The 11,886-nt window shown below is 64.2% G+C and carries 12 protein-coding genes; 6 read left to right on the forward strand and 6 right to left on the reverse strand.

Annotation, left to right across the window (positions count from 1 at the left end; translation table 11 throughout):
- Positions 1–153: 153 nt before the first annotated feature.
- The 6 genes from J0H39_13155 (at position 154) to J0H39_13180 (ending at position 6,113) form a co-directional block, all read left to right on the forward strand.
- Positions 154–930 carry an ABC transporter permease gene (locus tag J0H39_13155; GenBank protein MBN9497696.1) on the forward strand — a complete coding sequence of 259 codons (777 nt, stop codon included), beginning with the start codon at positions 154–156 and terminating at the stop codon, positions 928–930.
- The gene (locus tag J0H39_13160; GenBank protein ID MBN9497697.1) at positions 927–1,706 is read left to right on the forward strand and encodes an ABC transporter permease; all 780 of its coding nucleotides are present in this window, start codon (positions 927–929) and stop codon (positions 1,704–1,706) included. Before J0H39_13155 ends, J0H39_13160 begins: the two co-directional genes overlap by 4 nt.
- Positions 1,694–2,509, forward strand: a complete 816-nt coding sequence (locus J0H39_13165; protein ID MBN9497698.1) for an ABC transporter ATP-binding protein — start codon at positions 1,694–1,696, stop codon at positions 2,507–2,509. Before J0H39_13160 ends, J0H39_13165 begins: the two co-directional genes overlap by 13 nt.
- Before the next feature lie 21 nt (positions 2,510–2,530).
- Positions 2,531–3,745: an ABC transporter substrate-binding protein gene (locus tag J0H39_13170; GenBank protein ID MBN9497699.1), complete on the forward strand. Its 1,215-nt coding sequence runs from the start codon at positions 2,531–2,533 to the stop codon at positions 3,743–3,745.
- Between the two features lie 656 nt (positions 3,746–4,401).
- Complete coding sequence (locus J0H39_13175) at positions 4,402–5,292, forward strand: aldose 1-epimerase family protein (GenBank protein MBN9497700.1); 891 nt, start codon at positions 4,402–4,404, stop codon at positions 5,290–5,292.
- Between the two features lie 77 nt (positions 5,293–5,369).
- On the forward strand, positions 5,370–6,113 hold the full coding sequence (locus J0H39_13180) for a GntR family transcriptional regulator (GenBank protein MBN9497701.1): 744 nt from the start codon (positions 5,370–5,372) through the stop codon (positions 6,111–6,113).
- Here J0H39_13180 and J0H39_13185 read toward each other — a convergent pair.
- From J0H39_13185 to J0H39_13210, 6 genes are read right to left on the reverse strand one after another with little or no spacing between them, the layout of a single operon-like run.
- Positions 6,087–6,941: an SMP-30/gluconolactonase/LRE family protein gene (locus J0H39_13185; GenBank protein ID MBN9497702.1), complete on the reverse strand. Its 855-nt coding sequence runs from the start codon at positions 6,939–6,941 to the stop codon at positions 6,087–6,089. The two genes, J0H39_13180 and J0H39_13185, sit on opposite strands and share 27 nt — an antisense overlap.
- Before the next feature lie 2 nt (positions 6,942–6,943).
- On the reverse strand, positions 6,944–7,792 hold the full coding sequence (locus J0H39_13190; GenBank protein MBN9497703.1) for an NAD(P)-dependent oxidoreductase: 849 nt from the start codon (positions 7,790–7,792) through the stop codon (positions 6,944–6,946).
- A gap of 8 nt (positions 7,793–7,800) precedes the next feature.
- A complete protein-coding gene (locus J0H39_13195) occupies positions 7,801–8,979 on the reverse strand; it encodes a D-galactonate dehydratase (protein ID MBN9497704.1) in 1,179 nt (392 codons plus the stop codon).
- Positions 8,980–9,006: 27 nt separating this feature from the next.
- Positions 9,007–10,008, reverse strand: coding sequence for an ABC transporter ATP-binding protein (locus J0H39_13200; GenBank protein MBN9497705.1), 1,002 nt, complete (start codon positions 10,006–10,008; stop codon positions 9,007–9,009).
- Positions 10,005–10,970 (reverse strand): ABC transporter ATP-binding protein, encoded by a 966-nt coding sequence (locus J0H39_13205; GenBank protein MBN9497706.1) that lies wholly within the window; start codon positions 10,968–10,970, stop codon positions 10,005–10,007. The genes J0H39_13200 and J0H39_13205 overlap by 4 nt, the downstream gene beginning before the upstream one ends.
- Positions 10,967–11,872 carry an ABC transporter permease gene (locus J0H39_13210; protein MBN9497707.1) on the reverse strand — a complete coding sequence of 302 codons (906 nt, stop codon included), beginning with the start codon at positions 11,870–11,872 and terminating at the stop codon, positions 10,967–10,969. The genes J0H39_13205 and J0H39_13210 overlap by 4 nt, the downstream gene beginning before the upstream one ends.
- Between the last annotated feature and the right edge of the window lie 14 nt (positions 11,873–11,886).

Raw genomic sequence — 11,886 nt, forward strand, 5'->3', positions numbered from 1 at the left:
CCCCGTCTTCGACGCGATTCTGACCGCCCCCTTCCCGCGCCCGCAGAATGGCGCGGCGCCGATCCCGGAAGGACCGGGCTGGGGCCTCGCCCTCGACATGAACCAATTGTCGCCGGAAGGCGCATTCAAACGTTTCGGCGCGGAGGCCGCGATATGCGCGTGATGCGTCCGATCGCGCGCCTCGCGGAGTTCGCCCTGGCGCTGGGAATACTCGTCATCCTTTGGCACTTCCTGTCTGTGCGCGTCGCGAACGCCACGCTGCTGCCTTCGCCGCTCGCCGTCGCGCTGGCATGGGTCGAGTTGTTGCGGACGGACCTGCCGACGGATATCGCGGCCAGCCTCGTTCACTTGGGCGTCGGCTACGGTGCCGGTGCCGCTTTGGGATTGGCGCTGGCGATCCTGTGCGCGCGTTCGGCCGTGGCCGATGCGATCGTCGATCCGGCGATGGAGCTTCTCCGCCCGATCGGCGCCATCGCATGGATTCCCATCGCCATCGTTTTCTTCGGCATCGGACGCGGCGTGCCGATGTTTTTGATCTTCTACGCCTCGGCCTTCCCCATTTTCGTCAACACGCTGGCGGGCGTGCGCGAGGTCGACCGCAATCTGATCGCCGCGGCGCGCATGCTCGGCGCGTCGCCGCGCCTGGTCGTCACCCATGTCGTCCTGCCCGCCGCCATGCCGCTGGTTCTGGCGGGCGCGCGTCTCAGCCTCGGCGTCGCTTGGGCCGCGATGGTCGCGGCCGAATTGACCGGCGCCGACGCCGGGCTCGGCTGGCGGATCTTCTGGTATCAGGAGTTCTTCGCCATGGACAAGGTCATGGCCGTGATCCTCACGATCGGCGTGTTCGGCTATCTGCTCGACTTGGCCTTGCGCCGTCTGCAGGCGGCGTTGACGCGCTGGAGCGCCGATACGCGCGCGGAGGCGGCATGACTTTGCCCCTGCGGATCAAAGCGCCGCTGATTTTCTTTCCGGCGCTCCTGCTGTCCTGGGAATGCGCGGTCTGGCTCGCCGGCGCCGCGAAGATAATGCCCTATCCGTCGGGCGTCGCGCTCGCCGCCATTCGCGACATCGGCGACGGCACGCTGATCGACGCGATCGCCGGCAGCCTTCGCCGCGTGATCACCGGATTCGCCGTCGCGGCCCTGCTCGGCGTGCCGCTGGGCCTTCTGATGGGCCTGGTGGAGCCGGTGCGCCGCGCGCTCGATCCGATCGTCGACTCGCTACGGGCGATCGCTCCCATCGCGTGGATCCCGCTGGCGCTGCTGTGGCTCGGCATCCGCGGCAACGCCGCGCTGTTCATCGTCGCCTACGCGGCGTTCTTCCCCTTCGTCCTCAACACAATTCAAGCCGTGCGCCTGATCGACCGCAAATTGGTCGACGCGGCGCGAGCCTTGGGCGCATCGCCCTTCCTGGTTCTGCGCGCCGTGGTGGTTCCCGGCGCCGTTCCCACGGTGATGACGGGTGCACGCATCGCGATGGCCTTCGCTTGGGGTTCCATCATCGCGGCGGAAATGGCGATCGGCATCAAGGTCAATCCCGGCGGCGCCGCGACCGTCGGGCTCGGCCAGTTGATGGTCAGCACGTTGTACGTGAAACGCGACATCAACGGGCTTGTTCTTTACATGCTCAGCATCGGATTGGTCAGCCTGGCGATCGACCACGGCGTGCGGGCACTTCAACGCAAGGCGACGCCATGGCAACGCTGACGACTCCGAAAATCGAAGCGAGAAGCGTATCGAAGATCTATATCTCCGCGCGGACCGGCGACAAGGTCGAAGCGCTGCGCGGCGTTTCGTTCGCGATGAAACCCGGCGAGTTCGTATCGATCGTGGGCCCGTCGGGCTGCGGCAAGTCGACCTTGCTGTCGCTCATCGCCGGTTTCGCGACGCCCAGCGCCGGCGAGGTTCTGTTCGACGGAAAGCCGATCGACGGCCCCGATCCCGCGCGCGGCGTCATGTTCCAAGATTATGCGCTGTTTCCCTGGCGCACGGTGCGCGGCAATGTCGAGTTCGGGCCGATGGCGCGCGGAATCGACAAGGCGCGGCGCGCGGCGATCGTCGCGCGCAACATCGAGATGGTCGGCCTTGCCGGTTTCGAGGATCGCTATCCCCATGAATTGTCCGGCGGCATGCGTCAGCGTTGCGCGCTAGCGCGGCTGCTCGCCAACGAGCCGGATATGTGGCTGATGGACGAGCCGCTGGCCGCCGTCGATCTGCAAACGCGCGTGATTCTCCAGGACGAGCTGTTGCGTCTTTGGGGCGACGCCGGCGACCCCGCCCAGCGCCGCGCGGTTCTGTTCGTGACGCACGGGATCGACGAAGCCGTCTACCTATCCGACCGCGTCATCGTCTTGGGCCGCCGTCCCGGCCAGGTGAAGGAGATCGTCGATATCGATCTGCCGCGCCCGCGCGTCGGTGCCCGCACCACGCCGCGCGCCGCCGCGCTGATCGATCACATCTGGAATCTTATCCGCGCAGAGGCGGCGCAAGCGATCGTCGAAGAACCCTAATAAACCCAACGGGAGGAAATCATGGAATTCGAACGAAACGTCTCGCGTCGCTCGGCGCTCCGCACGGCGGGTGCTGCCGCACTGGCCGGGCTTCCGCTGTTCCGCGCCAGCCCTTCGATGGCCCAAGCTTTGAAGATGACGATGGGCGTGGGGCTCACCAACGACGGCGCGCCGCTGGTCTTCGCGATGCAGCGCGACAAGCTGCTGGAAAAGGCGGCAGGAGAGCTCGGCCTGTCAATCGATTCCGAGTACCTCAATTTCCCCGTGCTGTTGCGCATGCTACAGGGGCTCGCCGCCGGTCAGCTCGATATCGGCATGCTCGGATCGACGCCGACGATCCGCAATCTTTCCCAGCCCAACCCCGCCATTCCGATCGCCATCGGCGGCGGCGGTATCAAATTTCCTTTGCAAGTGCCCAAAGGCTCGCCGATCAAGAAACTCGACGATCTACGCGGCAAGACGATCCTCACCATCGTCGGATCGGATCTCCATCTCGTGCTGATGCTGATGTTGAAGGCGCATTTCGGCACCGACGATGTGAAGGAACTGGGCATCACGGTGAAAAACATCCAGGCCTTCACCGAACTCACGCGCGCCCAGCCCGGCATCGACGCCGTGTTGAACGTCGATCCCGCCGCGCGCGGCGCGGAGAATGCCGGCGAGTTGGTGGCGCTGCTGCGCAACGACGGCTCGACCGGCCCCGCCTATGACGGCCCCGAGGGCAAAGGCGAAGGCCATAAGGTCGCGAGTTTCGCCAAGACCGGCTTCTATCCCGAAGCCTATTATCCGCATCGCATCTGGTGGGTCGCGCGCGAGGAGTTCATGCGCAAGAACCCCAAGGCGATCGTGGCGCTGCTCGTCGCCAATGCGCGCGCGGTCGAGATCGTCACCAAGATGAGCACCGACGAAGTCATCGATCTCGCGAACAAGGAATGGTTCAGTGACCGGGCCGCTCAACGTCCGTATGTCGAGAACATCCTGTACCGTACGCGCGGATGGTCTTGGATCACGGAAGGCGATGCTCGTTCGCTGATCGAGATGTCGAAAGTCAAAACGATCTTCCAGGCCGAGCTCGATCCCGCGAAGGTCAAAGCAACGCTGGCCGTCGGCGCCGCAATGTCGCGTGAAGCCTGGGAGAAGACAGGCATGAAGCCCGACGCCGCCGCCTTCAAGGACCCCAAGGCCCCCGATACGCGCGGCACGCCGATCTGGGAAATCGAGAACTGGAAGCTCTGATCTCGTTTCGATAAACGCCGAAGCCCGCCACTGGATTCCCAGGGCGGGCTTCTTCGTCTCGCGTGATGGTCGGATAAGTACGAAAAGAAGAATCGGATGCTGACGGCAAAACAAAAACTAGCCCGTGACCAATGCGGTTGCGTGGGTGCGCATTATCCTTCGAACCATTCACCGCCGGCGCTCAATTCTGACGCCAGATTTCTGCCTGCAGGGATTGTGGGGAACGCCAGGGCCGAAGGGGCTGAACAACCTTTTCGACCCCATGCCCTAAGGGCGTGAAGATCGACGAAAAAGCCCGATTTTCAAGAGGTCCGGATGGTGGGCGCGGCGGGGATTGAACCCCGCGACCCCGACCACATCAACCCACGCAGACATCCAGTGAATTCAATTGGTTAGGCGTGGTGATTCTCGCAGATCGAGGTTCGACTTGCGGAAAACAACGAGCACTTCTTTCTCAAGCGCCGACGGCAATCGCAATCTCCTCGGCGGTTTCGCAAGTTTTGCGAGCCGCCGGATCGACGGGCTTGCGAGCCAAGTCACATCTTCCTCAGCACCCCAAATGCCGGCGATCAAACGTGGCGCGTGAGGTCACCAGCGATCCGGTATGATGGCGGCCGGCCATTCAAGAGCCGGTACAATCGATCCAAAGGGAAGACATGTCCGACGCGCTGAATATCTCGAGTTCCGCGACGACCGCGACATTCGCCAGACGCGGCGCCGAACTGCTGAGTCTGCGCCATCGCGATCGTGAGTTTATCTGCAAGCCGGATCCCGCCTTGTGGAACTGGGGGCACAGCGCGCCGCTGCTGTTCCCGGTCGTCGGCCGGTCGCGCGACGACCAAGTCAAAGTCGACGGAAACGCCTATCCGATGCCGTTGCACGGCTTCGCATTGAGCCGGGATTTTCGGATCGTCGCCGCCGAACCCGCTCGGATCGAGTTTGAATTGGTCGACGACGACACCACGCGGGCGATGTTTCCTTTCGCCTTCCGCTTGACGGTCGTCGCGACGATCGGCGACGGCCGGCTCGATTTCACGGCGACGATCGAAAACACCGGTGCGCGAACCGCACCCTTCGCGTTCGGCTATCACCCGGCTTTCCATTGGGCACAGACGCCGGAGGAACGCCAAACCTACATCTGCAAGTTCGAATGCCGGGAATCGGGCGAGATTCGGCGCGGCATAAAAGGCGTCGGATTGTTGCGCAGCGACAAATACCCCTTGCCGCTGGACGATCGTATTCTCCGCCTGCGGGACGACGTCTTCGGCGACGGCGCCTTGCAATTCGAACAAGTGCGCTCGCGCCGGGTCTGGTTCGGCCGTCCCGGCGATAAGGGCATCGAGGTGCGCTTTCCGGACAGCCCGCAACTCGGGATCTGGACGCGCGCCGGTGCGCCGTTCTTGTGCATCGAACCTTGGCAAGGTCTTGCCGAGTTCGAAAACGGCAGCGGCGAGCTCGCCGAACGGCCCTGCCCGCGCTTCATCGCCGCCGGCGATCGCGTGGCCTATCGCATGGCGATCGAACTCGACGCCGAGGCGATACCGTAAGCTCGCCCCATATTGTTAAGTGCCGGAGAATCAAATAGAATATCCGCGATGTCGACCTTCAGCCGGCAAGACGAAACATGAAGAACGGGCCCATCGACAGCGCGGACATGGCGGCGGCGGAGACCGACTATAATCGGCTGCGCAATCTCATCCGCAACGACATCGTCAACGACCGCCTGAAAGCCGGCAGCCGGCTGAAAATCCGGGAGCTGACCGCGCGCTATTCGGCGAGCGCCATTCCCGTCCGCGAAGCCCTGCAGCAGCTGCAAGGCGAAGGGATCGTCCGGTTCGTCGCCAATCGCGGCGCCAGCGTTCGCGCGATCGACACGGATTTCATCCGCGACATCTATGAAATCCGCGAACTGGTCGAACCATTCCTGGCCCGCTGGTTCGTCCGTCATCACAAGGACGGCGATCTGGAAAGGTTGGAAGCCATCCAGCGCGATTTCGACGCCGCCATCGAGGCGAGCGAATGGACGAAGCTGCGCGCCCTCAACCGCGAATTCCACGGCATCTGTTACGACAGCCACTACAACGAAGAAGCGCTGTTGATGGCCTACAAGCACAACGACTTCATCAACGCGCTCGCCGACCGGTTCCCGCGTTCGCGCGCGCGTTCTTTGGCCGTGGCGCGCGAGCATCGGGCGATCATCGCCGCCATCCGCGCCCAGGACGAGAACCGCACGGCCCGTGCTGTCGAAATGCATGTCCGCCGGTCCGGCATGCATCTGATCGAGCGGATGAAGGCCGCCGGGCGCCTGGCCTCGCACGAGGACGACGACCGGACTTCGCCGTCAGCCCGCGAAACGCGGTTCCGGTAATCCGCGAAAGCCGAGCCCGTCGATCGCGAACAAGCCCCCCGCCAAGGGCTCGCCGCCGGTGCCGATCGACGTGACGAACAGCCGATCGAGCTTCGGGCCGCCGAACATCGGTTTCGTCGGCGTCGGGATCGGCATTTCGATCGTCAGATCGAGCTTCCCGTCCGGCGCGAAGCGATAAACCCGCCCGCCGCGCACCGCCGCGAGCCAATAGCCGCCTTCCGCGTCGACCGTCGCGCCATCCGGCAACCCCGTCATCGATGCCATGTCGATGAACGGCGCGCGCGCGCCGATCCGCCCTGAACCGGCTTCATAGGGGTGGGCCCAAACCTTCTCGACGGTCGTATCGGCCAGATAAAAACGATCGCCTTCCGGCGAAAACGCGATGCCGTTGCCGATGAACAAATCGGACGCGACCTTGTCGATCGAAAGATCGGCGTTCAGCCGCCAGCAATTGCCGGTCGGCCGGCGCTCGGTCTCCAAATTCATGCTGGACGCGAAGAATCGCCCTTGCCGGTCGCAGCCGCCGTCGTTCATCCGATTGGTCGGCAGATCGCCTTCGACATCCGCGATGTGATCGAGCTTGCCCGAGGCCGGATCCCAGAACCAAAACCCGTGCTCGGCGGCCAATACGAAACCGCCTTTTTCGCGCAACGCGAAACAGCCGACGCGCTTGCCGATATCGAAGATGCGATCCTCGTTCGTCCGCGGATCGTAGCGATGGATCACGCGGCCGTTGATATCGGTCCACCACAGGGCCTCGCCCACAGCGTCCCAAACGGCGCCTTCGCCCACCTGGGCCTTCGCGTCGACAAGGCAAGAAATCTTCATCGCTACCACCGGCGTCCGGCGAGATTCGCGCCGATCGCCGGCAGCGCCACGTCGCGGATCCAAGCGCAGGCCGCCCGCAAACGATGCCCGAGATTCGCGCGCATCGGCTCGCCATCGAGCGGCGAGAAGCCCAGATCGCGCGCCAGATTCTCGATGTCCCAGCGCATGCCCGGATTGCGAGACACGAGATTATAGACGCCGAACTTGACGTTCCTGTCGTCGATCGCGGCCTCGAACGCGCGGCACAGATCGCGATCGCTGACCCACATCGCCTGGCCCCAATGGCCGAAAGGAATCCAAGGACCGTGCCGGTTCTGGTTGGCGCGCTGGCACACGCCGATGCGGAAACCGATGAACGACATGCCGTAGCGTTCGGCGAACATCTTGCCCAGCCGCTCGCCGCACAACTTCGACGCGCCATAAGCGTTGATCGGCCACGGATCCATGTCCGTCGTCAACGGCGCGTTCCCGTACCGATAGCCCGCGACGACGAAATTGGTACTCGCGAAGACGAAACGGCGCACGCCGTTCTGCTGCGCCGCCGCCATGACGTTGAACAGCAAATCGAGATTCAGACGCTGGATGCGGCCCCACGACGCGATGGGGCTCGGATCCGCCGCGACATGCAGCACCGTATCGACGCCCGCGAAATGCCGCGCCCATTCCGGGTCGTAAACGCTGAGATCGGCGGAGACGACATCGGGGTCTTTCTGCGGATTGAGGCAGATCAGCTTAAGGCGATACTTGCCCGTCGCGCCGAGATACGCGCGCAGTTTGCCGCCGATATTCCCGGTGGCGCCGGTGATCAGGACATCGACCGGCCGGCCGGCGCTTGCGGCGGAATCTCCCATGATCGCCTCTACCAATTCGCTTTCGAACCGTCGCGCGCGAGGATCGCTTCCTTGCCGCCGATCCGTTCCTGCTGGAACGGGTGCTGCTTGGCCACGTCCTCGTTCACCTCCACGCCGAGCCCCGGCGCCGTCGGCAATTGCCAGTAACCGTCGACGCGCTTGATCGGCGTGCTGACGACATCGTTGTACCAAGGAACCGCGCCGGACGATTCCTCCAGAATGACGAAGTTCGGCGTCGCCGCCGCGAAATGAAGGCCGACAACGCCCGCGATCGGGCCCATCGGATTATGCGGGCAAACACCCATGTAATTCGCGGCCGCGATCGACGCGATCTGTCGGCCGAGCGTCAAACCGCCGCAATGGCACAGATCGGGCTGGATATAGGTGACCGCCTTGATCGTGCACAGATCCTCGAACTCCTTCGGCGTCAACAGACGCTCGCCGGTCGCGATCGGGCAATCAGCGCGATCGGCGACGATCCGCATGGCGGCCGGATCGCCGGGTTGAATCGGCTCTTCGACGAACATCGGCTTGAACGGGCTGATGACGTCGATATACGCCATCGCCGCCGCGATCGACGACGGACGGCCATGGAAATCCAGAAGGATATCCACGCCGTCGCCCAGCACGTCGCGCATACCCTGCATCAGCTTTTCGGTGTGACGGACGGCGCGAATATCGGCGTCGTAGCCGGTATAGGGGATCGGCAGCGTCTTGACCGCGTTGTAGCCCATCTCCTTGAGTTCGGCCGCGCTGTCGAAAAAGCCGGACAGCTCCCACGTGTCGCGGTTGATCTTGACCTTGCGCGAGCCGATATGGGTGTAGACGCGGATGCGGTCGCGCACTTTGCCGCCCAACAACTGCCAGACCGGCAGCCCGAGTTCCTTGCCCTTGATGTCCCAGCACGCCTGTTCGATGGCGCTCATCGCCGTCAGACCGTAGACGCCCAGCGGCCAGAACGCGGCCTTGTTCAGGAGTTCGACGAGCTGCGTGATGTCGCGCGGATCATGCCCGAGCACGATATGCTCGAAATCCTCGATGCAGCCGACGACGCCGCGCGTTTTCCACTCGAGCGTCGCCTCGCCCCAGCCGTAAAGACCGGGCTGGTCGGTTTCGACCTTGACGAAGATCCAGTTCCGGTTCGGCGGCGCCGCGACGACGACAGGTTTAACGCGTGTAATCTTCATGGATGTCGCTCCGGTTTTGTCGCGCCGTCACGGCCGCGCTTGGTGTTTCAAGAATTCGCTCAGCTTCGAATCGTCGAGCGCATCGTCGCCGCGATTGAGATAGCAACGCGACGCCGTCGTGCCGCGCGCGTAGAGCGGCGGCTTGGTGGTCCGGCACTCGTCCGTCGCGCTGGCACAACGTCCGGCGAACGCGCAGCCGCGCCGATCACCCGGCGCCTCGTCCTTCAGGATCGGTTGATCCTGGCCCCACCGCATGTCGAGATCGGGCCAAGGGATCGAGCCGACCAGAAGACGCGTGTAAGGATGCTTCGGCGCCTTGATCACATCGGCAGCGGACCCCGCCTCCACGACCTCGCCCTTATAGAGGACGAGGATATGGTCGGCGACGTGATAGGCCGTCGCCAGATCGTGCGTGATGTAGATGATCGGTATCTTGTGATCCCGGTTGAGCGCGCGAAGGCTGCGCAGCACGATCGCGCGCAGCGACGCGTCGATCATCGAGACGGGCTCGTCCGCGACCAGCAATTTCGGTTTCAGCAACAGCGCCCGCGCAACCATCAGGCGCTGGCGTTGACCACCCGACAATTGATGCGGAAACCGGCCGAGCGTGTCGGCCGGGTTGAGGCCGACTTGCTCGCAAGCCGTACGCATCATCGTCCGCGCCTGTTCCCTGTTGGCCGCCAATCCGAAGGCCCGCAAAGGCTCGGACAGCGCGTGATCGACACGGTAGAACGGATTGTAGACGGCGAACGGGTCCTGGAAGATCGCCTGGACTTCGCGCCGATAGGTCTTCCGCGCCGCGCCGGACAATTTCGCGACCGGCACGCCGCCGTAACGAACCTCGCCGTCACTCGGCTCGGTAAAGCCCAACAGCATCGCGGCGAGCGTCGTCTTTCCGCTGCCGCTTTCGCCCGCGACCGCGATGATCGGCGTTTCACCCGCATCGATCCGGAAATGCAGTTTCCGCAACGCGACGACGAAGCCGTAACGCTTCTCCACGCCGTCCAGTTCGATCAACGGCGCGGTCATGCCGCACCTTCCGCCAGAAAACAGGCCGCGCGATGCTCGCCGATATACCGGTCGAGCGCCGGGCGCGTTTCCCGGCACGCGGCGACGGCGCGTTCGCATCGCGGATGGAAGGCGCAGCCCGCCGGAAGTTCGCGCAGCGACGGCGTCACGCCGGGTATGCCGCCCAGCTCGCCGCGATGGTCGAGGCGCGGCACGCTGGAAACCAGCGCTTGCGTATAGGGATGGCGCGGGCGCGTCAGCACGTCGCGGATGGCGCCGATCTCGACCAGCCGCCCGGCATACATGACGGCCAAGCTATCGACGAACTGGGCCATCAATCCCATATCGTGCCCGATCAAAATAAGCGCCGATCCGGATTCCTGCTGTTGCGCGCCCAAAGTCTGCATCACATGGCGCTGCGTGACCACGTCGAGCGCGCTGGTCGGCTCGTCCGCGATGATCACGCGCGGACGCAACATCGTGCTCATCGCGATGCAAACGCGCTGCTTCATCCCGCCCGACAATTCGTGCGGATAAAGCTTCGCCACGCGGACCGGAAGGTCGACACCCGCGAGTGCCGCTTCGATCGCGGGCGCGGAGTCGCCATTGGCCGATTTTTCGCCGTGGTCGACGAGGACGTTGCTCATCTGGTGCCCGATCGTCAGCACCGGGTTGAGCGAGTTCATCGCACCTTGCGGGATATAGGCGATCGTCCGCAGACGTTGCGCGCGCATCTTTTCCGCGTCGAGCGACAGAAGATCGAGACCGTCGACTTCCGCCTTGCCGCCGTCGATCCGACCCGGCGGACGCAAGAGCCGGATCAACGACAAGGCGACGGTCGTCTTGCCAGATCCGGACTCACCCACGATCCCCAGGCGCGTGCGCGACGGCACGTCGAAGCTCACGCGATCGACGGCCGCGACCGGGCCGGCGTCCGTGTGATAGTTCACCGTCAAATCCCTGACGCTCAAGCCCTCGATCACGAGTTCCTCACGCGCAACTTCGGGTTCGCGAGTTCGTCGAGTCCGACCGTGATGAGATAGAGCCCCACGAACAGAACGACCAGAACGGTGATCGGCGCCACAATCCACCACCACAACCCGAGCAGGAACGCCGACTCGTTCATCAGCCAATAGATCGTCATGCCGAGCGTCGGCTCGGACGGCGAGCCGAGACCGAGCGCCTCCAAGCCGATGGAGGCGAGAATGGCTTGCGCCACCGCGACGACGAGACTGGCGCTCAAATACGGCAGCAGATTCGGCAGCATCTCGAAGAAGATGATGCGCGCGGTGCTGGCGCCGTTGAGCCGCGCCATCAATACGTATTGCGATTCGCGCATCACGAGGACCTGCGCGCGGATCTTCCGCGCGGGCTCGCGCCACGCGAGCAGCGCGATTGTGATGGCCATGATCGTCGTGCTCATGCTCGAGCGGATCGCCGACGCCACGACGACCAGAACGAGCAGGGCCGGGACCGTGATCAGCACGTCCACGACGACGCGAATGATGGCGTCGGTCCAGCCGCGATGATAGGCGCCGACGAAGGCGAGCGTCGTGCCGATCGCCACACCGAGCAGCCCCGCGACGATGCCGATCTTCAACGTCAGCGCCGTGCCGTAGGTCATGACCGCGAGCAGATTGCGGCCCTTCGCGTCGGTACCGAACGGATAGTCGAGCGTCGGCGCGCGCGACGGTGGACCGGACAGCGGAAACGCATCGTTCCAATCGACGAAAAAGCGGCCGCAAACCGCGAAGGCGATCAGCGACAGGATGAGCGCGGCGCCGATCGCGATCGAGGGATTGCGGCGAATATAGCGAACGGCCTCGCGGAACGCCTCCCGGCGCCACGTCAATGGCTTGGAGCGCGCCGCCGCGTCCGCCGGCATGCGGGTTTCGGGGC

It is taken from the genome of Alphaproteobacteria bacterium, assembly GCA_017308135.1.
Lineage (GTDB): Bacteria > Pseudomonadota > Alphaproteobacteria > CACIAM-22H2 > CACIAM-22H2 > Tagaea.

Coding starts and splice junctions, on each gene's coding strand:
- J0H39_13155 (MBN9497696.1), top strand. CDS start 154: ATGCGCGTGATGCGTCCGATCGCGCGCCTCGCGGAGTTCGCCCTGGCG.
- J0H39_13160 (MBN9497697.1), top strand. CDS start 927: ATGACTTTGCCCCTGCGGATCAAAGCGCCGCTGATTTTCTTTCCGGCG.
- J0H39_13165 (MBN9497698.1), top strand. CDS start 1,694: ATGGCAACGCTGACGACTCCGAAAATCGAAGCGAGAAGCGTATCGAAG.
- J0H39_13170 (MBN9497699.1), top strand. CDS start 2,531: ATGGAATTCGAACGAAACGTCTCGCGTCGCTCGGCGCTCCGCACGGCG.
- J0H39_13175 (MBN9497700.1), top strand. CDS start 4,402: ATGTCCGACGCGCTGAATATCTCGAGTTCCGCGACGACCGCGACATTC.
- J0H39_13180 (MBN9497701.1), top strand. CDS start 5,370: ATGAAGAACGGGCCCATCGACAGCGCGGACATGGCGGCGGCGGAGACC.
- J0H39_13185 (MBN9497702.1), bottom strand. CDS start 6,941: ATGAAGATTTCTTGCCTTGTCGACGCGAAGGCCCAGGTGGGCGAAGGC.
- J0H39_13190 (MBN9497703.1), bottom strand. CDS start 7,792: ATGGGAGATTCCGCCGCAAGCGCCGGCCGGCCGGTCGATGTCCTGATC.
- J0H39_13195 (MBN9497704.1), bottom strand. CDS start 8,979: ATGAAGATTACACGCGTTAAACCTGTCGTCGTCGCGGCGCCGCCGAAC.
- J0H39_13200 (MBN9497705.1), bottom strand. CDS start 10,008: ATGACCGCGCCGTTGATCGAACTGGACGGCGTGGAGAAGCGTTACGGC.
- J0H39_13210 (MBN9497707.1), bottom strand. CDS start 11,872: ATGCCGGCGGACGCGGCGGCGCGCTCCAAGCCATTGACGTGGCGCCGG.